We start from the raw sequence: 26,343 nt of genomic DNA, 5'->3' as shown, positions 1-26,343 counted from the left end.
GATGACTTCAGCCGTGGCATCAGATCATGAAGAAATAGGGGATCAGTTGCATAATCCAGCCTTTTTACAAGACTTAAGACAGCAAATGATAAAATTTGCTTTTTTACAGCTTTCTTCTCTTCCTCAAGCTGAAGATGTGGTGCAAGAGGCATTAACGAGTGCTTTCCAGCATTTAGATTCATTTAAAGGACGTGCTGCGTTTAAAACATGGGTGTTCGCGATTTTAAAAAATAAAATTATTGATGTGATTCGGCAAAAATCGCGTTTGGTCTCAATGACAGAATTATTTAAAGATGAGGAAAGTGAACTGAGTATTGATGCACTGTTTGATGCTTCTGGACATTGGCATAAATATGAAGCGCCTCAAGCATGGCAAAGCCCTGAAGAAATGATGGAGCAGGCCGATTTTTGGATGATTTTTGAAGCTTGTTTAAATCATTTACCTGCCAAATATGCTCAAGTTTTTATGATGAGAGAGGTGATAGAGCTGAGTTCTAATGAGATTTGTAGCAAGTTGGAATTGTCTATCTCAAACTTTAATGTGTTGATGTATCGGAGTCGTACCAGATTACGTGAATGTTTAGAAAATAAATGGTTATTGAAGGAGGATTGTTCATGCTGACATGTCGACAAGCCACTCAACTGTTGTCTGAAAAGCAAGATAGACCATTGTTATTACGTGAGCAAAGTGGTTTACAACTGCATTTATTGGCGTGCCGCTCATGCCGCCGTTATTCAAAACAGATCAAAACAATTAGTCAGCTTTCTAAGGCATTTAAAAGTTTTGATGGCTAATTTTATTTAAAAATTTATTTATTGCTAGCCTAATCACGCTAACAACTCCCATACTATAAAAGTAGAGGAGTTTTTTAAGACAGGATGAAACGTGAATTTAAAGAATCTTGAAGCATTTTATTGGGTTGTGACTTTAAAAAGCTTCAATAAGGCCGCGACTAAATTACAAACCACCCAGCCTGCGGTTTCTCAAAAAATCACATCTCTTGAAAATGAATTAGGCTTTAAAGTTTTAGATCGAAGTTATCGGCAGCTTAAACCAACACACAAAGGCTTAACTTTATTTAAGTACGCCGAAAAATTTATGCGACTAGAGACAGATCTGGTGGCTGAACTGACTGAAAATCAACACCTGACTGGCACCATTCGTTTAGGCGTTTCCGAAACTATTGTTTATACATGGTTGGTTGAATATATCGAAAAGGTTCAGCAAGAGTTCCCAAAAATTTCAGTAGAAATTGTGGTAGACCTTACGCCTAACTTACAAGAAGGTGTACGTACAGGTGACTTGGACATGGCCTTTTTGCTTGGGCCAACGTTGGCTTTTGAATGTATTGAACAGGCATTGTGTGACTTTGAACTAAGTTTCTTGGCTTCACCGTCGTTTAAAGGTGGAGTTGCTCAAATGTCTTTTAAAACTTTAATGTCACATACCATTTTAACTTATCCAAAAATTACCTATCCCTATAAAGAATTGAAAGCACGAATGAAAGAGCAAGGGATTGATGAACCACTTTCAATTACCAGTTATTCATTGGCAACGCTGTTGCGTTTAGCCGAGCAGGGCTTGGGTATTGCTGTGGTGCCGACCTTAACAGCACTAAAAGAAATTACTGATGGGCGACTAGAAATATTAAATACACCGATTCAGTTAAAGATGTTTCATTTCACCTCGATCTACATTCAAGGAAACGATGTTGCATTAAAAGAGAAATTGACCGAAGTTGCGGTTAAGGTCTCTGAATGCGCTATGAAAAGACTCAATGAGCAAATTAAAAAATAAGCTGTTTTTGTGTGTCTTGTATCCCTATTTTTTCTTATTTAAAAAAGCTGTTTTGTATGTAAAATCATAAAAGCAGCTTATTAACTTCAATAAGTAAAGCTTATCTTGATTTTTTTACAATTAATAAATCATTAGAAATCAAATATTTGAAATTTTAATTTTATGTAAAAAGTCTTATTGTCCGTAGGGATTAGCTATGTTTTTATTTTAGACACAAGATTTGATCACCGATTGTGTTGATTGGGGAACAGGGAATCTTTGTCATTTAAAAGGATTAAAGAATATCGTTTGGGACGAAAAATGGTGTTCTTGGTTCAACTTGAAAATAGCGTTGTTAAGCTCAAATGGATGAGGAACGCATTAATATGTCTTTACTGAAATCTTCTTTTTTATCAGATCGCCAATGGGCCATTGTGGCCTCGATCTTTATGATGGCGACCTCTGCAATGGGGCCCGGCTTTTTAACCCAAACTGCTGTATTTACAGTCAAGTTAGGCGCGGCATTTGGCTTTGCCATTTTAGTTTCCATTTTGATTGATTATGTGGTTCAACAAAATATTTGGAGAGTGGTCACACTTACTCAAATGCGTGCATCAGACATTGCCAATAAAGCATTGCCGGGTAGTGGTTATTTACTGGCGTTTCTGGTGATTTTGGGCGGGTTTTTCTTTAGTGTCGGTAACATTGCCGGTGCAGCTTTAGGTTTAAATGCACTTTTTGGCTTAGACACAAAGTGGGGCGGTATTTTAAGTGGTGCTTTAGCCATTTTGATTTTTGCTTCAAGAAAAGCAACGCTTGCCATGGATAAAAGCATGATCGTGTTGGGATTACTTAAAATCCTCCTGATTATTATCGTTGCTGTCATTGTGATGCCTCCAGTTGGGCAAGCTGTACACCAAACCTTTGCTCCAGATCAGATCGACTTTGCCATTATTACTACCATTGTTGGCGGAACGGTTGGTGGCTATATCTGTTATGCAGGTGCACATCGTTTACTAGATAAAGGCGCTGTTGGCCCTGAAAATATTGATGAAGTTGCTAAAGCTGCGACCAAGGGCATTGTTGTGGTCGGCATCATGCGCTATGTGTTGTTCTTGGCTTTTTTAGGTGTGGTGGTGAGCGGTGCAACGATTGATTTAGCCAGCCATGACGCCAATCCGGCAGCTCAAGCATTCCAATATGCAGCGGGTACATTTGGTTTTAAATTATTCGGCTTAATTTTCTGGGCAGCAGGGATTAGTAGCACGATTGGCGCAGCATATACTTCAGTGTCATTCTTTACTGCCTTTAAAAAGAACTTAACACCAAAACAAACCAACTATACGACCATTACCTTTATCGCATTGGCTTTATTGCTTTATGTGTTATTGGGTGCAACTCCGGCAGGCCTACTCATTTTCGTAGGTGGTTTTAACGGATTGGTGTTGCCAATTGGCCTTACAATTTTTGTGTATGTTGCCGCGTGCCGTAAAGATTTGATGGGTAATTATAACTATCCAAAATGGTTGCTTATTTTGGGTGGATTAACATGTCTGTTAACGTGGTGGATGGGCTATATGTCGTTTACGACTGTGTTTAACTATTTGACCAAGCTTTAAGCCAGACTGCGTGAAGTGATAAAGGAATAATGCCATGTTTGTAGATTTAAATAGTGATTTGGGTGAAAGCTTTGGCTCATGGAAAATGGGTAATGATGACCAGATTTTACCTGTCGTGACCAGTGCCAATATTGCTTGTGGCTTTCATGCGGGCGACCCACTCGGCATTTTAAAAACGGTTCGTAAAGCCGTTGAGCTTGGTGTGACTATTGGGGCCCACGTGTCTTACCCAGACCTTGTAGGCTTTGGCCGCCGTAATATGGATTTGTCACGTGACGAATTGATTGCCGATGTGCTTTACCAAATTTCTGCACTCGATGGCTTGGCTAAAGTGGCAGGCTCAAAAGTGCAATACGTTAAACCACATGGCGCGCTCTACAACACCATTGCACATGACCAAGCTCAGGCAGCAGCCGTGATTGATGCCATTAAAATGTATAACCCCGAATTGGTTTTAGTGGCTTTGGCAGGTTCTAACTTAGTCGAACAGGCACGATCTGCGGGTTTAAAAGTTGTGTCTGAAGCATTTGCAGACCGTGCGTATAACAGTGATGGTTCATTAGTTTCTCGCCGTCTAGAAGGTGCGGTTTTACATGACTCGGCATTTGTTGCGAGCCGTGTGGTGTCTATGCTTAAAAATGGTGGAGTTGAGTCAATTGACGGCGTATTTACCCCAATTCAAGCCGACACCATTTGCTTACACGGCGATACCGATGGTGCGCTAGAGATGTCGGCTGCCATTAAAGCCGAGCTTGTAAAAAACAATATTGAAATTCACCCATTTGTAAATAAAGCATAAGGATGAGCACCATGTATAAGGATATTAAAGTCGACCCAGCTCAGCTTGAAGCCGCATTAGATGCGCGTTTAAAAATCCGTGCTGGTTTTGATAAACCGACAGCAGGCATGGCTGCGGGCATGACGCAGGTCAACATGATCTCGGTGCCAAAAGAGTGGGCATATGACTTTTTGCTCTATGCACACCGTAACCCTCAAAGCTGCCCAGTGCTTGACGTGCTCGAAGAAGGCATCTATGCAACTAAGCTTGCAGCAGACTCAGACATTCGAACCGACTTTCCGCGTTATCGTATTTGGAAAGATGGCGAAATGGTCGATGAAGTGACCGATGCAAGAGAGATTTATAACGCTCGTCCTGATTTGGTGACTTTCTTAATTGGCTGTAGTTTTTCGTTTGAAACAGCTTTGCAAGAAGCGGGCATAGAAGTTCGCCACATTCATGACGATACCAATGTGCCGATGTATTTGAGCAATATAAAGTGCGAACCAGCAGGGCGTATTTCAGGAAACATGGTGGTTTCCATGCGACCAATTCCATCGCATCAAATTAGTGAAGCGGTAAAAATTACAGCACGTATGCCAAGCGTGCATGGTGCACCTGTACATATTGGGCACCCTGAAAGCTTAGGAATTTTGGATGTAAATAAGCCAGACTTTGGCGATGCTTCTCGTATTGAAGCGGGTGAAATTCCAGTGTTTTGGGCCTGTGGCGTAACACCGCAAGCTGCCGTCATGAACTCGAAAATTCCTTTTGCGATTAGTCATGCACCGGGTCACATGTTTATTACCGACATTCCTGACCATGCTTGGATTGGCTAACTGGACTAAAGAAGAATTAAAAAGGATAAGCAAATGCGTTTTTTATCGGTAAACGCCGACTGTTTCCTGATTGAGCTTGCAAGCCTAGAAGAAACATTGGCGTTGTACAATAAATTGCAAAATACGCAATTGAATGGAATTAAAGACTTAGTCCCCGCTGCAAAAACAATTTTGGTTTTCTTTAATGAGATCGAAACCAATTTTAAAACGCTGGTTGCTTCAATTCAGAGTCTCAAAATTGATTCTGGATTTGAGCGTAGCGGCCAAGAAGTGATTGTGCCGATTTGCTATAACGGCGAAGACCTTGCTCAAGTTGCAGAGCTACAAGGGCTGACTGTTGCAGATGTGATTAGAAAACATCACCAAAGTGTGTGGAATGTGGCTTTTATTGGTTTTGCGCCGGGCTTTGCGTATATGAGCAGTCCCGATAAGCCTTTTACCGATATTCCGCGCTTAACGGTTCCGCGTAAAAAAATACCGTCAGGTTCTTTGGGCTTGGCTGGGAAATACTCTGGTATTTACCCAAAAGACAGTCCGGGTGGTTGGCAGCTAATTGGTACTACATCAGAAAAAATGTGGGATTTAGAGCGTAAAAATCCTGCGTTACTGTTACCGGGCATGACCGTACATTTTGAAGATGTGACGCATAACCAAACGACAGTGACTGTACCGCAGCAAATCACGCGTACGGTTGAGCCGAAACAATCGGTGCCACTGTTTAAGATCACTGTACCAAGTTTACAAATGCTTATTCAAGATGAAGGGCGATTAAACCAGACCAATATTGGGGTTGGCGTGGCTGGTGCAATGGACTTATCTGCCATGCACAGTGCTAACCGTATTGTAGGTAATCCAACCGATACACCAGTTATTGAAGTTTTAAATGGCGGCCTAAAAGCCAAAATGCAGCATGCGGGCGTTATTGCAGTGGCTGGGGCTATCTCAAACATTCGGGTGAAATTTGCCGATGGTCAAGCCGCAGACTTTGCAAGCTATCAACCGATTGATTTGGATGAAGGCGATGAATTTCAAATTCAGCCACCAACAGCAGGCTTAAGAAATTATTTGGCTGTTCGCGGTGGAATAGACGTTGAGCCAGTACTCAATAGTGCTTCGTTTGATAGCTTGGCAGTGTTAGGTCCAGAGCCTTTAAAACTTGGAGATACCATTTATCAAGGGCAAGTAAAGGCAGCCAATATTAGCGTAAATGAAGTTGGTAAAAACGATTTGCCACAAGCTGGCGAAGTAGTTGAGCTAGATATTGTGATGGGTCCACGTACCGATTGGTTCGAACAAGACAGTATTGAACTGCTATGTCAGCAAGAATGGCTCGTGACCAATGAAAGCAACCGAGTCGGGCTAAGACTTTCAGGTGCACAGCCTTTAACTCGCAAAATTACCCATGAACTGGAAAGTGAAGGCACATGTATTGGTGCTTTGCAGATTCCACCGAGTGGTCAGCCCGTTTTGTTTATGAATGATCACCCTTTAACGGGCGGATATCCGGTCATTGGCTCTGTTGCTAAACACCATTGGGACTTGGTGGCACAGATTCCAGCAGGTTGCCGCATCAAATTTAAAAAAATTGCCGAATTTACAGATTTTGAGAATGAAAGATGAATACAGAAAAATTATTGATTGCTAACCGTGGTGAAATTGCCGTTCGTATTATTCATGCTTGCCGTGATATGGGAATTTCATCAGTAGCGTTATATGCAGATGACGATATTGGCAGTATGCATGTCGAACTTGCAGATGAAGCATGGGGTTTGGCTGGTGCGACTGCTAGCGAGACTTACCTAAATATTCCAGCCATTATCGAAGTTGCAAAGAAATCGAAAGCGACGATGGTGCATCCGGGGTATGGCTTTTTATCTGAACGTGCTGAATTTGCCCAAGCCGTGATTGATGCGGGCTTAAAATGGGTAGGGCCATCACCAAGTGCCATTGAAAAACTAGGCGATAAAATCGAAGCACGTAAAATTGCAGCTTCTGTAGGTGCGCCGTTAGTTCAGGGTACGCAAGACCCACTCAATAATGCAGATGAAGCTTTAGCGTTTGCCAAACAATATGGTTTACCGATTGCTATTAAAGCCGCATTTGGTGGCGGTGGCCGTGGCTTAAAAGTCGCGTGGAAACTCGAAGAAGTGAAAGAGCTTTATGAGTCGGCAGTGCGAGAGGCAAAAGCTGCTTTTGGTCGTGGTGAATGTTTTGTCGAGCAATATCTTGATAAACCGCGTCATGTAGAAGCGCAGGTGATAGCGGACCAACATGGCAACATTGTGGTACTGGGCACACGTGATTGTTCATTGCAACGTCGTAACCAAAAGTTAGTCGAAGAAGCACCAGCGCCATTTATTAGCGATGAGATTTATCAACAAATTTTAACCTCGGCAAAAAACATTTGTCAGGCCGCAGACTATGTCGGTGCGGGCACAGTTGAATACTTACTGAGTCGTGACGGCAAGCTTTCCTTTTTAGAAGTAAATACGCGTTTGCAAGTTGAACATCCAGTGACTGAAGAAACATCAAAAGTCGACTTGGTGGTAGAGCAAATTCGCGTGGCACAAGGCCATGAGCTTTCTATTAAAGAAACACCAAAAGTCCAAGGCCATGCCATTGAGTTTCGTATCAATGCCGAAGACCCAGCACGTGGTTTTATTCCAGCCTTTGGTGTGCTTAGTTTATTTGAAGCGCCGTTTGGTAACGGTGTACGAGTCGACACAGGTGTTCGAACTGGGTCATTAGTGTCTAGCCATTTTGACTCACTCATGGCAAAACTGATTGTCACTGGTCCAACCCGAGAAGTTGCAATTGCTCGCGCTAAACGTGCTTTAAAACAATTTAAAATTGAAGGTGTAGCTTCGGTTTTAGACTTTCACCGTGCGGTACTTAATGAACCTGACTTTACAGATGAATTTAATGTACATACGCGCTGGATTGAAAATGACTTTAAACAAGAGTTAAAGCCAACCAAACGTGGCATTCCAAACCATCAACAGCCAATGCTGCTTAGCTACATTGAAATTGATGGCAAGTTACACCGTTTAGGTTTACCTGCGGGCATGTTTGCACAAGGCCCAGCAACCGCCGTTCAAGCGCAAACAGCCGAGCCAGAAGTCAGTGCCGAGCATTTACTCGCCCCAATTAATGGTGTGATTAGTGCTTGGAAAGTCGAAAATGGGGAGCAAGTGATAGAAGGCCAAGTGGTCGCCATTATGGAAGCCATGAAAATGGAAGTGCAGGTACTGGCACACCGCAGTGGTGTTATCCAGATTGGTGCAGAGAAGGGCGCGACCTGCCATGCAGAAACAGTGATTGCGAGTATTAATTAAGTTTTGAATAAATGATTTGACTCACTTAAGCATTAGTTTAATTGGGTCAAATCGAATGCTTATTTATTCACTCAGTTCGTTATTTTTCACAGTACTCGTTAACCATTTTCAGCTTGAAAATCAGCCCAAATTGTGAGATATTTATCACAGTTTAGTGATATCAAAATTAATCACTGTATTGAAAGCTCGCTTATGCGGGCTTTAATTTTTAGCCCAGTTTAAGCATTTCTCACTTAATGAGCTGGCAGCATAAAAATAATTTGAGAATTTGGCACTCACTCAAAGGCGAATTGAAGAAAGCGAATGAAAATTCTACCTTCATCTGAATATGATCAAATTCTAAAATACAGTGTCTATTGGCTCGTCATCTCGATTGTGATTGGAGTCGTAGCGGGGTTGGCCTCGACTTTAATTTTTGTCGCTTTTGATATTTCAAACAAAGTTAGAAGTCTGCATCACTGGCTCATCTACTTTTTGCCTTTTGTGGGTTTTGGTATTGGTTATCTCATTAAAAAATATGGATCACCGATTGAACGGGGAACCCATTTACTGATTGATGAAATTCATCAACCGAAGTCGTTTATTCCAAAGCGAATGAGCCCCATCATTTTTATTACCTCAATTTTAACGCAACTGTTTGGTGGTTCGGCAGGGCGTGAAGCGCCAGCGGTTCAGCTTTCAGGTGCCTTAATTGACCACTTAAGCCATATATTAAAAGTCTCGGAAGATAACCGAAAAATTTGTTTAATCGCCAGTATTGGTGCAGGCTTTGCAGGGGTATTTGGTTTGCCTCTGGCGGGTGCAATCTATGGGTTAGAAATTACTGCTTTAGGTAATTTAAGATACTCAGCTATTTTTCCATGTTTTGTGTCGGCGCTGATTGCATCGGCCATCCCTGAGCTATTTGATATTGTTCATCCGCATATTTTCTATGTGATTAGTGAGTTTCCAGCCATCCATTTTGGCACGCTCATGAACTTAATTGTGGCAGGTCTGATCTTTGGTTTAGTCGCACGTTTCTTTATTGCGGCCATCCATTTTGCGAGTGACGTCTTTTATAAATATGTGCGTTATTTGCCATTAAGAACAATGGCGGGTGGTATTGTCATTATGCTACTTACTTTGTTCACTGCACATCAGCAATACAACGGTTTGGGTACAGATAAAATCATTTCATCTTTTTATGTGCCGATTGAGTTTTATGACTTTTTTAACAAGACTATTTTTACTGCCATCACTTTAGGTTCAGGCTTTAAAGGTGGTGAAATTACGCCGTTGTTTTATGTAGGTGCGACATTAGGTAATGCGTTAGGGGCGGTTTTAAACTTACCACTTTCATTGCTTGCAGGCTTAGGTTTGGTGAGCCTGTTTTCTGGGGCGAGTAAGGCACCGTTAACGTCTATTATTTTAGCTGTTGAGCTATTTGGAATGAATGTTGCCACGTATGCGATTATTACTTGTTTGTTGGCAGCGCTATTTTCAGGGAATTGTGGGTTGTATCGCCGTAAAAAGTTGATGGATTAGAGTGAGCCTTTCTAAGGAGTTGAGTAGTTTTAGGTTGCTTAACTCCTATTAAATTTTTTTTAATAATAAAAATTGGCCTAGTAAATGAAATACTTCTAAAAATATGAAAAGAATTGAATTTATATCTTTATAAAAGAAGATAGAAATTAATTTTAATGAACAACTATTGTTTCCTAAATATTTAAACTATAGATATACATTAATAAAAATTAAAAATATTTAAAAAATTTCCAAAAATGTTTCAATTATGAATTTTTTATGACATTTATTGTTGATTGTGAATGATTCATGTAGTTTTTGTTTGATTTTTTATCCATTTGGTAAATTAAAAATAACATTTTATGCAAAACAAAATTTTTTTTACTCACGCTTTTTTTCTTTTGTATGGGGTAGCTACACATGCTTATGCTATCGATGATATTTCTTTACCAGATCGTATACGTCAGGAACAACGTTTAAAAGAGCTTAATCAACAATTAGAAGAGCAAATCACTCAGCTTGCACCTAAACCTGTCACTACCCAATTGCAGGATTTTAAAACTATAGTCGTTTCGGAAGAGCCATGCGTTAAGGTCAAGAATATTGATTTTGATAGAAAGACGTTACAGGACCCTGAACACTATAAATTTCACTTTATGCTTCGGGCAATCTGGAATCATCCCCAGAAGATTATTGGCAAGTGTATCGGTACGCAAAGCTTACGTAACCTCGTTAATTTCGCCCAAAATGAATTGATTAAAAAGGGTTTTATTACCAGTCAGGTTACTGTTGATCCTCAAGATATTCAGCAAGGTTCTTTGCGACTTGGTGTGCAGATTGGGCGTTTACGTAAGATCATCGTTGAAGGTGAGCAACTCTCTTTATTACAACTTAAAGCAGCTTTACCATTTAAAGAAGGCGATGTCCTTAATCTACAACAACTTGATCAGGGTCTCGAAAACTTAAAACGTGCTCATACGGTAGATATACAAATTGTGCCGTCAAATGAGTCTGTTCAGGAAGCTAAAGGGTATAGTGATCTGATTATTAAGTTACAGCCACAATCAAAAATCAATTTAAATTTTGGTCTGGATAATTCAGGGAGTAAAGATACAGGTCGTTATATAGGTAGTCTGGGACTCAATATTAATAATCCATTCTATTTAAGTGATTCTCTTTCTTTTAATTTTAGTCATTCATTAGATAACTTACATCGAGACTTAAATAAAAACTACTTTGTAAGTTATCAGCTTCCGTTAGGAAATTATGATTTCAGTACTAGCTATAGCCGTTATCAATACGAGCAAAATGTATTGGGTGCAAATGGTGTACTGCGTTATCACGGCTTAAGTCAGCAGGGTAATTTGAATGTATCTCGTGTACTTAGCCGAAGTGGGCAACATAAAACCAGCCTCTATGGCAAGCTCTACCATAAGCAAAATTCAAACTTTATTGATGATATTGAAATCGAAGTACAACGTAGAAAAACTTCAGGCTGGAATGCCGGGATACAACATCGGCAATATTTGGGTGATGCTGTATTAGATGCGGGTTTGGATTATCGGCACGGTACGGGTGCCTTTGATGCATTGTTAGCACCAGAAGAACAAATTAAGGATATTGATAAAAATCCATTACCGTCAGAAGGGTATTCACGTGCACCGATATGGAGTGCCGATTTACGTTTTCAAATGCCATTTTTGCTTTTAGATACCCCTGCTCAATACCGTTTGAACTGGCGTGGACAATATGCTCCACGAGTTTTAGTACCTAATGATCGTTTTTATATCGGTGGTCGTTATAGCGTTCGAGGTTTTGATGGTGAACTGATGCTATCAGGCGATAACGGACAGTATTTACAACAGGAAATCAGCGTAAATACACAAATTCCTAATACTCAATTTTACATGGCTGTAGATCAGGGATGGGTGAACGGTGAGAACAGTATTGCTGGGCAGCGTCATCTGATGGGAAGTGTCGTAGGACTACGAAGTTATCTCAACCATTTTTATATTGATGCCTTTACAGGGCGAGGCCTAATCGCACCTAAAAGTATAAAAAAAGACTGGATTTTGGGATTTAGCCTAAATGCTTTTTATTAAGTTTCCTTAAGAAACAAAATTAATTTTAATTAGAGAAAACTGACTTATGAATAAAAATCTTTATCGAATTGTTTTTAACAAAGCTCGTAACATGTTTATGGCTGTTGCGGAGAATGTTAGAAGCCAGAGCAAGGCGGCAGGACAATCTACCTCCTCAGAAATAGAGCGTTCGGGACAATCATCAGGACAAGAAAAATCATTTCATCAACTGTGGCATGTCAAGGCATTAGTAGCAAGTATTAGCTTATTAGTACCATTTGCTCCTGTCTATGCTGCTATTGTCGCAGATAGTGCAGCAAATGCTGCGAATAGAGCAGTCATTGGTGCTGGTAAGAACTCAGCAGGTACAACAGTTCCAGTGGTTAACATTCAGACTCCCAAAAATGGTATTTCCCACAATATCTATAAACAGTTTGATGTATTGGCTGAAGGTGCTGTTTTAAATAACAGTCGAACAGGAGCAACCACCAAAACAGTAGGGGCCGTAGGGGCAAACCCATTTTTAGCGACTGGTGAAGCGCGAGTTATTTTAAATGAGGTAAATTCAACAGCTGCTTCAAGATTTGAAGGTAACTTAGAAGTCGCAGGGCAAATGGCAGATGTGATTATTGCCAACCCGTCTGGTATTAACATTAAAGGCGGTGGCTTTATTAATGCCAATAAGGCAATTTTTACTACGGGTAAACCTCAATTAAATGCCGATGGTAGTATTAAACAGTTCACAGTTGATCAAGGGAGAATTACGGTTTCAGCAAATCCTAACTCTAAGTTTGGATTAGGGGGAAATAATAACGATGTAAATTATGTAGACCTTTATGCTCGTGCATTAGAACTTAGTGCAGAACTCCGAGCCAAAAATGATATTCAGGTGATTGCAGGGGCGAATACTATCGGTGCAGATTTACAGAATGTTATGGCTAAAACAGGAATAGGGACTGCACCGACATTAGCTGTGGACGTGAAAGCACTGGGCGGGATGTATGCCAATAACATCTATTTGATGGGGACAGAAAAGGGCTTGGGCGTTACCAATGCAGGGACTCTTCAGGCAGTCAACAATCTGGTAATTACCAGTGCAGGGAAAATTGAGCATAGCGGTACAATCAGTTCAACCAGTAAAACCCAAGGTTTAGTGAACATACAGACAACGGGCACTGGTGCAGTTGCAGATATCAACTCATCAGGGAGTATTAATAGTAATAGCATGCTCAATATTGATTCAGGTAATAACCTGAATGTAAATGCCAAAGAAATTATTATTAATAATGGTAGCTTGGCTTCTTCTCCTTTAATGATCAATACTAAAGGTAATTTAAATTTAGCAGCGAATAGCCGAATTTTTAATGATGCACAGAGTGGGGATGTATATGTTGATGCAGCGAACATCAATCTGGCAACTAACGCAGGCATCACCAGTAATCGTGGTTCTGCTTATATTCAGTCACAAAAAGATGTGGTTGCAGCACAAGGTGCAAAATTAATAGCAGCACAAAATTTGAATGTATCTGGAAAAGGTAAGCTCTCACTGAACGAAAATCAGATACAGGCATCCTTGGGTTCAATAAACCTACAAGCAGATTCTTCAAATACAGATGGTTTAATTGATATCCGAGGTGGGACTATTTATGGGGGTAAAGATTTAAACTTATATAGTTCAGGAGATGTAAATTTACAGAATCTTGGATTTGCACTTGAAAATTCTGCAACACGAGTCAAGAATATTAATGCTCATAGTGGACGAAATTTGGTCTGGAACAATGCAACAAAAGTTCTACCCCAGATTACAGGGAAAGTTGCATTGGATGCCGAGAATAATTTAAGTATTTCAGCTCAAGGGGTCTCTAGCAAAGATAGTATCCAATTGCAAGCAGGTCAATTAACATTAAATACTAATCTCACCTCTCAAAAAGATATTAATCTGATCGCAGAAACAACTGATTTATTTCTAAATAATGTATTAAATGCTCAGAATGGGGGTCATGCCAAATTTAGTTGCACTTACATCAGAATATGCGCCTAAACGTATAAGAAGTACGCTGGTTGGGAGTATGTTTAGTGGTTATGCAATTGGCGGGATTCTTTCAGCATTAATTGGTAGTTATCTGGTTGAAAGTCAAGGATGGCAAATTATGGAGCCTGTAAATTATTTTGTGTAAGTTCCATTTTTTATAAATGATCTTTTAATCGATCATCGAACTGAATCGTAAACCAATTCATTGCTAAACGCCAATTTTGAATTGGCATCGTCCATTTCTTCGCAGCATTTGATGTTGCTAAGTAAATGACCTTCTTTACTGAGGAGTGAGTGTTTCAAAAGTCGGTATTTGTTGTTTAGGTGCAAATGCGGTACCGGGCCATGAAATATCATTAATACCCAACAAAACAATTAATGTTTTCACACCTGAATATTGAAATACTTCTTTTTTCAAACGATCTAAAGCATTGTCACCCATACCGTCTGTGAGTAATCGATTTCCTGAAATTCCACTATTAATGACCGCGACTTGATGTGGCGATAAGCGCTTAGATAAAAAGTCGGTCCATCGTGTATTTGCATCTAAAGTTGCAGTTGCTCCATCGGTAATTGAGTCTCCAATGACAGCAATAACATGGGCTTTACGCTTTGGTTTTACTTCTACAGCCGACAATAATAATCGCGCAGTTGTAGTTTTGGCACTACTAGGCATATTTAAGTTCGCAGTCTGGTTGCCCGTAATGAGCCAACTGGTTTGTTTCGCATCCCAATGAAAAGTTTTAAATGTAGTTGGCCTTTGAATAAAGGTATTTACCATTAACTGCGCATGATCGGGAACAGGGAGCTGGATTGGATCACTGATCAATTGTTTGCCAGGTAAAATTTGTGCTTTAAGCTTTCCTGAGAAATAAACTGGGTAAGCACTCTTTGATTTAAGACTTTGTCCTTTGACTAACCCCACAGTAGTTTTATCAATATAAAGTGGTTGATCCCCATATTGATTGGTAAAAACGAGCCTAACCGCTTCACCACCTAAACTAATTTGGCTGATTTGCTTAATAGTCTGATTGGATATTTGCTCGGGAATTAGGGTTGGAAAAACGAAATCTTTATTCCAGACTTTTTGTGGACTAGCTGCCCAAGTGGTAATCCATTGGCTCTTTTGTACTTCTGCTTGTGCAAAGCTCGTAAATAAAACGAGAGAGAATAGTGCAGATTGATAAAGTTTCATCTCAAGAACTCTTTAAAACGAATTAAAGGTATCTTGAAACAAATTGATGCCTTGTTATAGCGGTCTAAGCGGAATAAGATTTGTGAATATAATTCTTAAATAAATTTTACTATGTCTTATTTTGATATCAATCGTTCTGGCGAGTTGGCAATTTTTATACGGGTGGTCGAGCTTGGAAGTTTTTCAGCGGTAGCAAGAGCATGTAACATGACGCCGTCTGCCGTAAGCAAGTTAATTTCTCGTTTAGAAAAAAGACTGGGTGTCAGGTTACTCAACCGTTCAACACGTCAGTTTCAGCTTACCAGTGAAGGATGCCAGTTTTATGAGCAAGGCATTCAAATACTCAATGACTTAGACGAACTGGAACAAGCGGTTACCGCAAATCATACACCGAAAGGGCGAATTAGAATCCATACCAGTTTTTCATATTGGACACACTTTCTATTGCCATGCATTAGTTTGTTTAATCAACGCTACCCGGAAATTGAATTAGAAGCTCATTTGAGTGATGAAGTCATTAATTTGGTTGAACAAAGAATTGATGTTGCGATTCGAACAGGACCTTTGAAAAGCTCCAATTTGGTGGCCCGCTCGCTTGGCAGTACTTATAAACAGTATGTTTGCTCTCCTGTATATATTGAAAAGTACGGTTGTCCTGAGCATCCAGATGAACTACATGAACATCAGCTTTTAGATGTAAGTTATCAGCGCCAGAACAAAACGTGGCTCTTTAAAAAAGACGTTCAAGAAATCACACTTACACCAACCAAAGTTTTAAAAGTAAATCATGGAGAGGCAATCTTACAATTGGCGCTTGCAGGAGTTGGTATTGCACAGCTTAATGAATTCCAAGTCCAAAAAGCTTTAGAACAAAAACAGTTGGTTAGAATCCTTGAAGATTGGAATATCAATGCTTCGGAAGAATTCCATGCTGTTTGGATAGGACATGATAAATATGTCCCTAAGCGTGTAAGGGCCTTTCTAGATTTCTTAGTAGAGCATGCGAATATTAGTTAATTAAACTTTTTCTGGCACTTAACTGACATTGGTGCATTGTTTCATTCATTGTTTCCACAAAGTGCATATCCGCATCAATATTTTGTAAGCTTACTTTAGGCAAGTTCTCAACAAATTGTGGCGAATAATGTTTTTCTAAAGAGTTATAAATACAGTTGCATTGTGAAAGTGCACGACCAGCCCAAACACAATGTGTATTAAATTCATTTTTACTAATAGATCTGCAACCTAATAAACTTATAGAACTTATTAATAGGGTGCACACTAAAACAATACGATATAAAAAAAACATCATTATTGCTCTTCATTGGTTGTTGTTATCGTTAAGTCATGTTTATAGAAATTTTCTAGTCTTTATCCAGCTTTAAATATGGAAATATTTACTCTGAAAAAAGAAGAAAGCAGCAACATAAAAAAATAGAGCTTTTTCTTGAAAATAGTTTCAGCTAAATCGATAACGTAATGAAGAGTAGATGAAATAACACGATATAAAATAATAGTCATTAGAGACTCCTTGATAAAAGAAGTTGCGCCCAATCACTGCTATTAATTATGGTGGTGAAACGAAAGAGGGTTAGCAGACTGATACCTAAGAAACCAGCACACCCGAAGGTGTCCCACTCCCGTTCCTCCGTCAAAGGCACGAGGGGCTACACACCAAAAAACTCGTTTTTAGTGCGCTTAGGTAGACGGTCTGCTAAAACCGACTGACAAAATAGGTCAGCCGGAGCATCATAAGCTGAGCCTTAAAGCGGGTCAATTGCAAAAATAAAAGATTGGTTTATATAAACAAATATTAATATTTTTAAATTTTCATTAATAAAATAATGAGTTATTTACAATTGGAGTTATTGAATAATGGTTCAATATGATTATAAAAATAATTTTTAATGTTTATATATCAAATATTTATTAATTGTTTATTTGTATAGTGTTCGTGTTCAATGACTTGACTAAACATAAAGCAAAAAAGAGTAACCAAATTTAATTTTATGAATATGGCGTAATTAAATAAATAGCTGTTGCCAAATTTTAAATAAAATATCAATTGCAAGAAGAGTAATTTTTTATCATTTATTTTATTCAAGTTTTTACAAAAGCTTGCATAACCTACAAAACTTAAGAGAACCACAGCGGTAGGCCAACATAAGATAATGTTATTCATAAGTCTACATCTTAAGATTTATAAGGGTGGCCTCAATGTTAAGAATTTTTTGTGCAGTGAGTATGGTTGTTGCAATCGCCATGGGTATGAGCGCTTGCCAAGATCGAAATTCAACAGATGATGATGGAACACATGGCTCTAATGATCCAACCACTTCTCAACAAATGGATAAAAATTCATAATTTTTTATTTAAGGAAACTCATAGTTATGTGGGTTTCCTTAACTTTTTTCTATAAAGTATGTAACATAATAAAAAATGAAAATATAAAAATAATTAATTGTTTAGTATTCTTTAGTACACACATCCATAAAAAAAAGCTTATTTCCCAGGGCCAATAGGAAATAAGCTATATGCTTTGGAGCAATTAAGGACGTCACATGCCATCCCATGCATCTTTAATGGCTTGTTTTGCATGTTCCCATTTTAATCGGGATTCAGCTTTGAGTTCTTCCCACTTTTGTTGCAATCTACTTTCCATATCTTCAAACTGAGTTCCTTCTTTCGATTCTGAACGGGCACGGTGACCTAGTTCATAAGCTGCAGAAAAATCACGATCATAATCCAGATCTGGCGTAGTTAATTGAGCTTCTTGATAATAAGGTCGAGTAAGATAACTTTCTCGCCAGCGAGAGTCAGAATAATTATGGTCGCCAGCTACTAGTCGAGTATGGTCTGTATTTTGATCTGTCATCAGTTTTTCCTCTTCTCTTATTTAATTTTATGCTTATGTTAAATTTAGGAAGGTGAGGGCACCTTCCTAAATAAAATGAATGACCGCATCAAATGACATTTAAGTCAGCAACGGATTAACGTTGCTGATTATTGTTATTTGAGTTTTGTTGGCCTGAATCTTTTTGATTAGAGCCTTGTTGTTGGCGGCGGTTGTCATTTTGCTGTTGTTGCTGATTGTTCTGTTGCTGTTGATTGCCTTGCTGCTGTTGGTTGTTGCGGTTGTCGTTTTGCTGTTGTTGTTGCTGTTGATTATCGCGTTGATTGCTTTGATTATTAGTACTGCTCATCTTTAATTACCTCATATCATTTATGATGTGTGTTTTATCTGAGAGCTTCAGATAGGTTTATTTAAACATGAAATTTTTTAATGTGTAGCTTCGGGCTGTTACCCTATATTTAACTGTAACTTTAAATATTAAATAAAACCTTGATTTATATAAAATGTAATTTGAATGAATAAACATAATTAATATGAATATAGTTAAAATTACATTTGGGTACATAGAGGTTAAATAAAAGCTATGATCATTTCTAAATATGTATTTGTTATCTTTTATGAAGGAAAGCTATTTTTTATTATCCAATATTACATATTTTATATCCTGCGTAATGTAATAGAGCAGTTGTCTAAGTTTAAGATAGGGTAGTCCTTTAAATAGTCGTCTAAAATTATAAAAATTATTTTTATAATAAATACAATAAAAAAAGGTACCTACAGGTTTTTCTTGAGTTTCAGAACCTCCTTTTTTTAATAACCCGGTACAGGCAATATAAAGATCGGCATTCAGGAGTTCTTTACCTTTTTTGATCATTTCTACAGTGACTTGCATCGACTCAGGTGTATATTTTTCAATGAGTTCAGGTGAAATATGAAGTGTATTTTCTTTAACACGTAAGTCGTAACTGACTAAGCTCCCAATAAGAATATCACCTGAATAGGGACTCAAAGAAAAGCGGTAAGCTAAATAACCTGCAGATGCACTTTCAAAAAATGCGATTTTAATTTTTTCTTGTGCTAGTAGTTTGCAGCATGAGTTAAACATTTGTACTCTCCTTACAATTGTTTTTAATTTAGTTATAAGATTATTTTTGATTTCTTTTTGTTAAGTTTTTAGTCTGTATAATCTTAAAAGTAACTCAAATGTAATGAAAATTAATAATTTATATGTTTTTTATAAAAGCAAATATTTAAATTATTCTAAAGTTGAGAATGTAAATTTGTGTTATGATTTATGTTGTTGAATTTTAATGATTTAAAAGGGATGCGGTTTTTCTTAATAACGTAATATAACAAAGATATGCTGAGATTATAGTTTTCTTAAAGTATGGTAATTTATATCTCACTAAAGGAGAATAGAAATGCCTGTTGTAGTGAAAAAAAGATTATTAGACCTATTACAAGATAATCAACAGAGCTATTACGAATTATTTGTTTTTTTCCTTGATCCTGATATTTCTAGTTTTGAAAAAGGGAAGAAAGCAAAAGATTTCCTTAATAAAGAAATAGATAAAATAGATCAAGACGAAATTGATTTTCCCGCATCTATAAATACAGTTAAAGAATGGTGTGAAAATGATAATAAACAAAATTGTGAATTATTTCAGACTTACCTAAACCGTAGACAAAGTGGGGGGGGGAGAGAGTACTTCCAAAATGTCGGTCAGGCATTTGAATTTTTAATTAAAGTTTCTCCAACTAAAAAAGTAGACGGCGCATGGCTATATAGTTCAGTTCACTACTGGAATGATCCTATTTTTCATGACCTTATTATTACCTATCTAGAAGAGCTTGGACTCGGTGAGCCGAAAGCAAACCATGTCTGTATCTATGATGATTTGTTACGTAGTCTGGGGCTTGATAGTTTTGATCTACTTTTAGAGGATGAATACTATCATAATGCCGTGATTCAGCTGGCGCTTGGCTATGCTCCACCTGAGTTTATTCCCGAAATTGTCGGCTTCAATTTGGGTTATGAGCAACTGCCACTGCATTTACTCATTAGTAATTATGAGCTTGCAGAACTGGGTATTGATTCTAAATATTTTAATTTGCACATCACTATCGACAATATTGATAACGGACATGCAGATAAAGCCATTAAAGTTATAGAAAATATTTACAATAAATACAGAGATAAAGAAGCTTTCTTTAATAAATTAAAACGTGGTTTTGCTCTTAATAACCATGGTGTTTCTTCTTCAAAAATTATTAAAAATTTAAATCTTGAAGATTTAGTCCTTAAAATTTTAAAAAGAAAAGCGCTCGTGGGTCAGCTAATACATAACGAAACCAGACAGTTTGGATGTAAAACCATTAACCAATGGTTATCAAACCCAGAAGACGTTAAAGGCTTGGTTACACATCTCATTGATCACAAGTGGATTAAATTGAATACCGACCCTGAACAGAGCGTGTTCTGGCGAATGATTAATGAAGAAAATGGAAAAATGTTTGGGGTATTTAACCCTGTAGAACGTCAAATTATTCATGACTGGATTGCTGGTAGTGATCATTCTTCTAACTTCTTGGCATACAGTAGAGAACTAAAGAATAGCCAGCGTATTCAAGATTATCTGTTTAGCTATATTTCTGATGGCGAACTGGAAGCACTCCAAGAACGTATACGTCAGACACCTGATCTTGCCATAAAAATATGCAAGCTGACTCCGTTTTTGGCACCAGATTCACACCATAAAAGCATTGGGCTTTGGAGCACACGTAAATATGTCGAGCTCCTTTTTCCATATTTAAGTTCCTTTAACAAAACTAACTCTTGAAGTTTTTAACTCACCCCACGTTTAACTTTAAAACATAGGTAATGAACATGACTGATAATATTAAATCAACAAATAAAACAAGTGAAATGGCTGGTGCTGACGCTGCAAATAAAGCGAATACGAACCAAAAAACTGAACAATTAGACTCAGTCAGAGACGATGCAACCAATGAAGCATTAACCACAAATCAAGGGGTTAAAATTGCTGATAACCAGAATAGTTTAAGAGCAGGTATTCGCGGTTCGACACTATTAGAAGATTTTATTTTACGAGAAAAGATTACTCATTTTGACCATGAACGTATTCCTGAGCGTATTGTGCATGCGCGTGGCGTGGGTGCTCATGGTTACTTTCAGGCTTATGAAGGAAATGAGCGCTTAACAAAAGCTGGTTTTTTGACTGACCCAACCATTCAAACTCCAATTTTTGTACGCTTCTCAACAGTGCAGGGACCACGTGGTTCTGCTGATACGGTCCGCGATATTCGTGGTTTTGCCATTAAATTTTATACCCAAGAGGGTAATTTTGATTTAGTCGGCAACAATGCCCCAGTATTTTTTGTGCAAGATGGAATTAAGTTTCCAGACTTCGTTCATGCTGTAAAACCTGAACCAGATACAGAAATGCCAACAGGAGCATCTGCACACGATACTTTTTGGGATTTTGTGTCTTTAGTTCCTGAGTCAGCACACGCGGTGATTTGGGCAATGTCAGACCGTGCAATTCCACGTAATTTACGCTCAATCCAAGGGTTTGGGGTTCATACATTCCGTCTCATTAATGCCGAAGGAAAATCACATTTTGTGAAATTCCACTGGACACCTAAACAGGGTTTAAGTGCTTTAGTTTGGGATGAAGCTCAAAAGCTTGCAGGTAAAGACCCAGATTTCCACCGTCGTGATCTTTATGAAGCCATTGAAAATGGGGTTTATCCTGAATGGGAGCTCGGTGTACAAATTGTTGAAGAAGAAGACGAGATGAACTTTGACTTCGACTTATTGGATCCGACAAAAATTATTCCTGAAGAGTTGGTTCCAGTGACACCAATTGGCCGATTTGTTTTAAACAGAAATGTAGATAATTTCTTTGCAGAAACAGAGCAGGTGGCTTTCTGTCCGGGACATATTGTGCCAGGAATTGATTTTACAAATGATCCGCTTCTACAAGCACGTCTATTTTCATATACCGATACACAGTTAAGCCGTTTAGGTGGACCAAACTTCCATCAAATTTCGATCAATAAACCTGTGTGCCCATTCCATAATAATCAACGTGATGGTATTCACCAGCATACGATTCATAAAGGGCAGGCTTCATATCAACCAAACTCAATTGATAATGATTGGCCAGCTGAAACCCCACCTGCTGCTTCAAACGGCGGTTTTGAAAGCTATCCTGAACAGATTAGCGGACACAAACTTCGTCAAAGAAGCGAAACTTTTTCTGATCATTTTTCTCAACCGCGCCTTTACTACAAGAGCCTTGCCCCTCATGAGCAAAAGCATGTGGTCGATGCCTATACTTTTGAATTAAGTAAAGTGCAACGAAAACACATTCGTGAGCGTCAAGTTCAACAAATTTTGGCAAATATTGATCTCGACTTAGCACGACAAGTAGGCGCTAATTTAGGAATTGAAGTACCTGATTTAACGCTAGATTATAAAAAAACTGCAGTTGAAAAATCGGCTAAATTATCTTTCTTGGCTTTCCCACCCCAAGATATTCAAGGCCGAAAAGTTGCAGTACTCATCCATAATTTAGTCAAATCTGATGCATTAGAAGCTATGAAAAACTGGGCAATTAAAGAAGGGGTGACTCTTCATTTATTAGCGCCAAGCTTAGCTCCTGTAAAAGACCATAAAGACAACATTATTGTGGCTGATGGTATGCAAATGGCTGAGCCTTCAATTGCATATGATGCAGTGATTATTCCTGATGGCGATAACTTAAACGCTGTCATGCAAGACGGAGTAACTCGCCATTATCTATTAGAGGCTTACAAGCATTTAAAACCAATTGCGTTTTTAGGTAATAAATCTGATTTACTTGAACCACTAGGTTTAGTTCCCGATGAAGGCACTCTTGTTGGAGATGAATTCCAGCCGATTGCTGAAAAGTTCAAAAACTTGATTATGGCTCATCGTGTTTGGTCACGAGAACAAATAGCTGCTCAGATACCGGCTTAACAAACAAAAAAGCCCTGAAAGTTTTAACTTCAGGGCTTTTTTATATCTTAGGGATTAACCATTTACGATTTGACCGCCATTTACATGAATGACTTGACCTGTAATGTAACTTGCATCATCTGAGGCAAGGAAAAGATAAGCAGGTGCAACTTCACTTGGTTGTCCCATTCTTCCCATTGGGGTGTCTTTACCAAACTCCTTAACGGTTTCTGCATCGAAACTGCTTGGAATTAATGGTGTCCAGATGGGTCCCGGCGCAACACCATTTACCCGAATTCCTTTTTTCTGCTTCATTAAATTGTTCGATAAGCTACGCGTAAAAGTAGTAATCGCGCCTTTGGTACTTGCATAATCAATGAGCTCATCATGGCCTTGATAGCTGGTAATACTGGTTGTATTAATAATACTGTCGCCTTCTTCCATATAAGGAATGGCTTCTTTAGTAAGATAAAACATTGGGAAAATATTAGTTTTAAAAGTTTTTTCTAATTGCTCATTACTAATGCTTTCAATTTCTTTTTGTTGATATTGCACACCAGCGTTATTCACTAAAATATTAATTTTACCGTAATGTTGTAGAACTTTATCAATATCGAGTTTCGCAACATCTGGATCAGAAATATCACCTTTTAATAAAAGACAATGTTGTCCTTCTCTTTCAACGAGTTGTTTGGTGATTTCAGCATCTTGATCTTCTTCAAGATAAAGTATCGCAATATCGGCACCTTCACGAGCAAACAATACTGCGACAGAACGCCCGATACCGCTATCGCCACCACTAATAACGGCAACTTTACCTTTTAGCTTATCGCTCCCTTTATGTGAGCTTTTTATAATCTCTGGCTCAGGATGCATTTTTTCCTGATCACCTGGTTGATGAGGTTGAACTTGTGCGGGGGCAGATGTTGGATACTGGTTTGTTGAGTTTTCCATTTTTAAATACCTCGGTTGTAATATCTAATTTTTATATAGTGAGCTGTTACCGCGTAAATGTGAGTAAAATGAATTCTTTAATAAGTTGTCTTTGTTATTTTATTTATAAGGATGTAAAAAAATATTTTTATATTTGAGGGTTAAATAATATCGATCAACTTGATTTTATTTTTATCAATCATACTTTCAATAATAGATCTATTTCCTGTGTCTTCTAACCAGTTTTCTATAGGTATATTATTAGATAAGTCTAATATTTTTTTAATAATTTCTTTTGCTTCATCTATATTTTCTGAACTTTTATTATTTTTAACAGCTATATTATCTAGCAAAAGTTTTATATCTTCATTTTCTATATTTTTTGACTTAATGATATATAATTCTCTTTGGAAAGGATGACTTGCATGAGGTGGGTCTAATCTATAGCTCCATTCTTTGTCATAGTCCTGCCATGAGTTTTTAGACTTAATATGTCCTAGTAAAATTTCAGGGATAGAAATATGAATATATTGTAGAGCTGACTGTTGATTTTTTAATTGCATAGTTAAGTTACTCAAACCATCTTATTAAAATTAGTTTTAAATATTCATATTAATCTCTCAAGTAAATTAATTCTGAAAATGTAATGATATATGTTATTGTTTTTTAATTAAAATAATTGTTTGCTTGTTATTTTCTCAATAGACCTGATGTTGTGTTATTTTACTGTTTTGTACATTTTGAAATTTTTTGTTATCAGTTAAATTATTTTAACTATGTTTGTAAAACTATATTATAGTGTACTATTAGGTAATAATGAGTATGTTCATTATTTAAAGAGTAAAATTATTAATAATTAAAATTTTTAAAATATTTTAAAAATAATAACCTTATAGGAAATTTTATTTTTAGATTGATATACATTTAAAAGGATTGATACATCACTTGGGTGGGAAAATATTATAGATATTCTATTGTTATTAAATCCGTTAACTAAAAGCGGTAGTGACTATAATTAAATATAGGAAGATATAACTATGGCTAATACTAGATATGAAGATGATGATAACAATAGATCAGGTACTTCAAATCGTGGATTTGCAAGTATGGATCCTGAAAGAGTACGAGAAATAGCTAGCAAAGGTGGGCGAGCTGCTCACGCGAGTGGTAATGCACATGAGTTTACCTCTGAAGAAGCTCGTGAAGCTGGCCGAGCAGCCCATGCAAGTGGTAACGCTCATGAATTTACGTCTGAAGAAGCGCGTGAAGCGGGTGCATTAAGCCATAAAAATGATGGCCGTAATGGTCGTGGCCGCGGTCGTGATGATGACGACGATGATGATGATCGCGGAGGCCGTTCAGGTGGACGAGGTCGTGGTCGCAGCCGTGATGACGATGATGATGACGATCGCGGATGCCGTTCAGGCGGACGAGGCCGTGGCCGCAGCCGTGATGATGACGACGATGATGACGATCGCGGTGGCCGCTCAGGTGGTCGAGGCCGAGGTCGCAGCCGTGATGACGATGATGATGACGATCGCGGAGGCCGTTCAGGTGGTCGAGGCCGTGGCCGCAGCCGTGATGACGACGATGATGATCGCGGTGGCCGCTCAAGTGGTCGAGGCCGAGGTCGCAGTCGTGATGATGACGACGATGATGACGATCGCGGAGGCCGTTCAGGTGGTCGAGGCCGAGGTCGCAGTCGTGATGACGACGATGATGATGACGATCGCGGAGGCCGCTCAGGCGGACGAGGCCGAGGTCGCAGTCGTGATGACGACGATGATGATGACGATCGCGGAGGCCGCTCAGGCGGACGAGGCCGTGGCCGCAGTCGTGATGACGATGATGATGATGATCGCGGTGGCCGAGGTCGTGGCCGCAGCCGTGATGACGATGATGATGACGATCGCGGCCGTTCAGGCGGACGAGGTCGTGGCCGCAGTCGTGATGACGATGGTGATGACGATCGGGGTGGCCGTTCAGGTGGCCGAGGCCGAGGTCGCAGCCATGATGATGATGATGACGATCGGGGTGGCCGTTCAGGTGGCCGAGGCCGAGGTCGCAGTCGTGATGACGACGATGATGATGACGATCGTGGCCGCTCAGGTGGACGAGGCCGAGGTCGCAGCCGTGATGACGACGATGATGACGATCGTGGCCGTTCAGGCGGACGAGGCCGTGGCCGCAGCCGTGATGACGATCGTGGCCGTTCAGGCGGACGAGGTCGTGGCCGCAGCCGTGATGACGATGATGATGATGACGATCGTGGCCGCTCAGGTGGACGAGGTCGTGGTCGCAGCCGCGATGACGATGATGATTATGATGGCCGTGGTCAAAACTCTCGTAATCAAAAACGTGATGCCTACGGACGTTTTACGTCTTAAGCAGA

General features: G+C 39.0%; 21 protein-coding genes and 4 pseudogenes. 17 read left to right on the top strand and 8 right to left on the bottom strand.

The window, feature by feature from the left end:
• Position 1: 1 nt before the first annotated feature.
• From HJG58_RS02730 to HJG58_RS02675, 12 genes and pseudogenes are all read left to right on the top strand, one after another.
• Positions 2–622 carry an RNA polymerase factor sigma-70 gene (locus HJG58_RS02730; RefSeq protein ID WP_005076757.1) on the top strand — a complete coding sequence of 207 codons (621 nt, stop codon included), beginning with the start codon at positions 2–4 and terminating at the stop codon, positions 620–622.
• Positions 616–795: a zf-HC2 domain-containing protein gene (locus tag HJG58_RS02725; RefSeq protein ID WP_002163210.1), complete on the top strand. Its 180-nt coding sequence runs from the start codon at positions 616–618 to the stop codon at positions 793–795. The genes HJG58_RS02730 and HJG58_RS02725 overlap by 7 nt, the downstream gene beginning before the upstream one ends.
• A 91-nt stretch (positions 796–886) precedes the next feature.
• Positions 887–1,798 carry a LysR family transcriptional regulator MumR gene (gene mumR / locus HJG58_RS02720; RefSeq protein ID WP_170247841.1) on the top strand — a complete coding sequence of 304 codons (912 nt, stop codon included), beginning with the start codon at positions 887–889 and terminating at the stop codon, positions 1,796–1,798.
• A gap of 344 nt (positions 1,799–2,142) precedes the next feature.
• The gene (locus HJG58_RS02715; RefSeq protein WP_014206320.1) at positions 2,143–3,396 is read left to right on the top strand and encodes an NRAMP family divalent metal transporter; all 1,254 of its coding nucleotides are present in this window, start codon (positions 2,143–2,145) and stop codon (positions 3,394–3,396) included.
• A gap of 34 nt (positions 3,397–3,430) precedes the next feature.
• The gene (locus HJG58_RS02710) at positions 3,431–4,195 is read left to right on the top strand and encodes a LamB/YcsF family protein (protein ID WP_170247840.1); all 765 of its coding nucleotides are present in this window, start codon (positions 3,431–3,433) and stop codon (positions 4,193–4,195) included.
• A 2-nt stretch (positions 4,196–4,197) separates the two neighbouring features.
• On the top strand, positions 4,198–5,013 hold the full coding sequence (locus HJG58_RS02705; protein WP_170247839.1) for a putative hydro-lyase: 816 nt from the start codon (positions 4,198–4,200) through the stop codon (positions 5,011–5,013).
• 33 nt (positions 5,014–5,046) lie between these two features.
• Positions 5,047–6,633, top strand: a complete 1,587-nt coding sequence (locus HJG58_RS02700; protein WP_170247838.1) for a 5-oxoprolinase subunit B/C family protein — start codon at positions 5,047–5,049, stop codon at positions 6,631–6,633.
• Positions 6,630–8,348, top strand: coding sequence for an acetyl/propionyl/methylcrotonyl-CoA carboxylase subunit alpha (locus HJG58_RS02695; protein WP_170247837.1), 1,719 nt, complete (start codon positions 6,630–6,632; stop codon positions 8,346–8,348). The genes HJG58_RS02700 and HJG58_RS02695 overlap by 4 nt, the downstream gene beginning before the upstream one ends.
• Before the next feature lie 303 nt (positions 8,349–8,651).
• Positions 8,652–9,872: a chloride channel protein gene (locus HJG58_RS02690; RefSeq protein ID WP_151302650.1), complete on the top strand. Its 1,221-nt coding sequence runs from the start codon at positions 8,652–8,654 to the stop codon at positions 9,870–9,872.
• A 341-nt stretch (positions 9,873–10,213) separates the two neighbouring features.
• Positions 10,214–11,953 (top strand): ShlB/FhaC/HecB family hemolysin secretion/activation protein, encoded by a 1,740-nt coding sequence (locus tag HJG58_RS02685; protein ID WP_170247836.1) that lies wholly within the window; start codon positions 10,214–10,216, stop codon positions 11,951–11,953.
• A gap of 46 nt (positions 11,954–11,999) precedes the next feature.
• A pseudogene (locus HJG58_RS02680) lies at positions 12,000–13,922 on the top strand (two-partner secretion domain-containing protein); the annotation flags it as partial.
• Positions 13,923–13,926: 4 nt separating this feature from the next.
• Positions 13,927–14,085: pseudogene (locus tag HJG58_RS02675) on the top strand (aromatic acid/H+ symport family MFS transporter); the annotation flags it as partial.
• A 34-nt stretch (positions 14,086–14,119) separates the two neighbouring features.
• Here HJG58_RS02675 and HJG58_RS02670 read toward each other — a convergent pair.
• Both HJG58_RS02670 and HJG58_RS02665 read right to left on the bottom strand, forming a co-directional pair.
• Positions 14,120–14,263: pseudogene (locus HJG58_RS02670) on the bottom strand (IS256 family transposase); the annotation flags it as partial.
• Positions 14,254–15,159: pseudogene (locus tag HJG58_RS02665) on the bottom strand (GDSL-type esterase/lipase family protein); the annotation flags it as partial. The pseudogenes HJG58_RS02665 and HJG58_RS02670, both read right to left, overlap by 10 nt.
• Positions 15,160–15,270: 111 nt before the next feature.
• Between HJG58_RS02665 and HJG58_RS02660 the strand changes: the two are divergent.
• Positions 15,271–16,176, top strand: a complete 906-nt coding sequence (locus HJG58_RS02660) for a LysR family transcriptional regulator (protein WP_170247835.1) — start codon at positions 15,271–15,273, stop codon at positions 16,174–16,176.
• Here the strand turns inward: HJG58_RS02660 and HJG58_RS18945 are convergent.
• Complete coding sequence (locus tag HJG58_RS18945) at positions 16,169–16,471, bottom strand: hypothetical protein (RefSeq protein WP_068565411.1); 303 nt, start codon at positions 16,469–16,471, stop codon at positions 16,169–16,171. The two genes, HJG58_RS02660 and HJG58_RS18945, sit on opposite strands and share 8 nt — an antisense overlap.
• A gap of 905 nt (positions 16,472–17,376) precedes the next feature.
• Here HJG58_RS18945 and HJG58_RS02655 point away from each other — a divergent pair.
• Positions 17,377–17,523, top strand: a complete 147-nt coding sequence (locus HJG58_RS02655; protein ID WP_033850239.1) for a hypothetical protein — start codon at positions 17,377–17,379, stop codon at positions 17,521–17,523.
• Between the two features lie 193 nt (positions 17,524–17,716).
• Here the strand turns inward: HJG58_RS02655 and surA1 are convergent, their stop codons facing one another.
• From surA1 to HJG58_RS02640, 3 genes are all read right to left on the bottom strand, one after another.
• A complete protein-coding gene (gene surA1 / locus HJG58_RS02650) occupies positions 17,717–18,034 on the bottom strand; it encodes a surface antigen protein 1 (protein ID WP_170247834.1) in 318 nt (105 codons plus the stop codon).
• A 115-nt stretch (positions 18,035–18,149) separates the two neighbouring features.
• The gene (locus HJG58_RS02645) at positions 18,150–18,362 is read right to left on the bottom strand and encodes a hypothetical protein (RefSeq protein ID WP_170247833.1); all 213 of its coding nucleotides are present in this window, start codon (positions 18,360–18,362) and stop codon (positions 18,150–18,152) included.
• A 279-nt stretch (positions 18,363–18,641) separates the two neighbouring features.
• Positions 18,642–19,118, bottom strand: a complete 477-nt coding sequence (locus HJG58_RS02640) for a CinA family protein (RefSeq protein ID WP_170247832.1) — start codon at positions 19,116–19,118, stop codon at positions 18,642–18,644.
• A 316-nt stretch (positions 19,119–19,434) separates the two neighbouring features.
• Here HJG58_RS02640 and HJG58_RS02635 point away from each other — a divergent pair, with 316 nt between their 5' ends.
• Both HJG58_RS02635 and katE read left to right on the top strand, forming a co-directional pair.
• Entirely contained in the window at positions 19,435–20,853 is a 1,419-nt protein-coding gene (locus HJG58_RS02635) for an iron-containing redox enzyme family protein (protein WP_170247831.1), read from the top strand.
• Between the two features lie 41 nt (positions 20,854–20,894).
• The gene (gene katE, locus HJG58_RS02630; protein ID WP_170247830.1) at positions 20,895–23,039 is read left to right on the top strand and encodes a catalase HPII; all 2,145 of its coding nucleotides are present in this window, start codon (positions 20,895–20,897) and stop codon (positions 23,037–23,039) included.
• 54 nt (positions 23,040–23,093) lie between these two features.
• Here the strand turns inward: katE and HJG58_RS02625 are convergent, their stop codons facing one another.
• Together HJG58_RS02625 and HJG58_RS02620 are read right to left on the bottom strand one after the other, a co-directional pair.
• On the bottom strand, positions 23,094–23,972 hold the full coding sequence (locus tag HJG58_RS02625) for an SDR family oxidoreductase (protein ID WP_170247829.1): 879 nt from the start codon (positions 23,970–23,972) through the stop codon (positions 23,094–23,096).
• Between the two features lie 140 nt (positions 23,973–24,112).
• Entirely contained in the window at positions 24,113–24,514 is a 402-nt protein-coding gene (locus tag HJG58_RS02620; protein ID WP_170247828.1) for a DUF6367 family protein, read from the bottom strand.
• Between the two features lie 474 nt (positions 24,515–24,988).
• Here HJG58_RS02620 and HJG58_RS19125 point away from each other — a divergent pair, with 474 nt between their 5' ends.
• Positions 24,989–26,338, top strand: a complete 1,350-nt coding sequence (locus tag HJG58_RS19125) for a KGG domain-containing protein (protein ID WP_170247827.1) — start codon at positions 24,989–24,991, stop codon at positions 26,336–26,338.
• Positions 26,339–26,343: the final 5 nt, after the last annotated feature.

It is taken from the genome of Acinetobacter geminorum, assembly GCF_013009345.1.
GTDB lineage: Bacteria > Pseudomonadota > Gammaproteobacteria > Pseudomonadales > Moraxellaceae > Acinetobacter > Acinetobacter geminorum.
This window is presented reverse-complemented; position numbering and strand designations above follow the sequence as displayed.

Coding starts and splice junctions, on each gene's coding strand:
- HJG58_RS02730 (WP_005076757.1), top strand. CDS start 2: ATGACTTCAGCCGTGGCATCAGATCATGAAGAAATAGGGGATCAGTTG.
- HJG58_RS02725 (WP_002163210.1), top strand. CDS start 616: ATGCTGACATGTCGACAAGCCACTCAACTGTTGTCTGAAAAGCAAGAT.
- HJG58_RS02715 (WP_014206320.1), top strand. CDS start 2,143: ATGGATGAGGAACGCATTAATATGTCTTTACTGAAATCTTCTTTTTTA.
- HJG58_RS02710 (WP_170247840.1), top strand. CDS start 3,431: ATGTTTGTAGATTTAAATAGTGATTTGGGTGAAAGCTTTGGCTCATGG.
- HJG58_RS02705 (WP_170247839.1), top strand. CDS start 4,198: ATGAGCACCATGTATAAGGATATTAAAGTCGACCCAGCTCAGCTTGAA.
- HJG58_RS02700 (WP_170247838.1), top strand. CDS start 5,047: ATGCGTTTTTTATCGGTAAACGCCGACTGTTTCCTGATTGAGCTTGCA.
- HJG58_RS02695 (WP_170247837.1), top strand. CDS start 6,630: ATGAATACAGAAAAATTATTGATTGCTAACCGTGGTGAAATTGCCGTT.
- HJG58_RS02690 (WP_151302650.1), top strand. CDS start 8,652: ATGAAAATTCTACCTTCATCTGAATATGATCAAATTCTAAAATACAGT.
- HJG58_RS02685 (WP_170247836.1), top strand. CDS start 10,214: ATGCAAAACAAAATTTTTTTTACTCACGCTTTTTTTCTTTTGTATGGG.
- HJG58_RS02660 (WP_170247835.1), top strand. CDS start 15,271: ATGTCTTATTTTGATATCAATCGTTCTGGCGAGTTGGCAATTTTTATA.
- HJG58_RS18945 (WP_068565411.1), bottom strand. CDS start 16,471: ATGATGTTTTTTTTATATCGTATTGTTTTAGTGTGCACCCTATTAATA.
- HJG58_RS02655 (WP_033850239.1), top strand. CDS start 17,377: ATGTTAAGAATTTTTTGTGCAGTGAGTATGGTTGTTGCAATCGCCATG.
- surA1 (WP_170247834.1), bottom strand. CDS start 18,034: ATGACAGATCAAAATACAGACCATACTCGACTAGTAGCTGGCGACCAT.
- HJG58_RS02645 (WP_170247833.1), bottom strand. CDS start 18,362: ATGAGCAGTACTAATAATCAAAGCAATCAACGCGATAATCAACAGCAA.
- HJG58_RS02640 (WP_170247832.1), bottom strand. CDS start 19,118: ATGTTTAACTCATGCTGCAAACTACTAGCACAAGAAAAAATTAAAATC.
- HJG58_RS02635 (WP_170247831.1), top strand. CDS start 19,435: ATGCCTGTTGTAGTGAAAAAAAGATTATTAGACCTATTACAAGATAAT.
- katE (WP_170247830.1), top strand. CDS start 20,895: ATGAACATGACTGATAATATTAAATCAACAAATAAAACAAGTGAAATG.
- HJG58_RS02625 (WP_170247829.1), bottom strand. CDS start 23,972: ATGGAAAACTCAACAAACCAGTATCCAACATCTGCCCCCGCACAAGTT.
- HJG58_RS02620 (WP_170247828.1), bottom strand. CDS start 24,514: ATGCAATTAAAAAATCAACAGTCAGCTCTACAATATATTCATATTTCT.
- HJG58_RS19125 (WP_170247827.1), top strand. CDS start 24,989: ATGGCTAATACTAGATATGAAGATGATGATAACAATAGATCAGGTACT.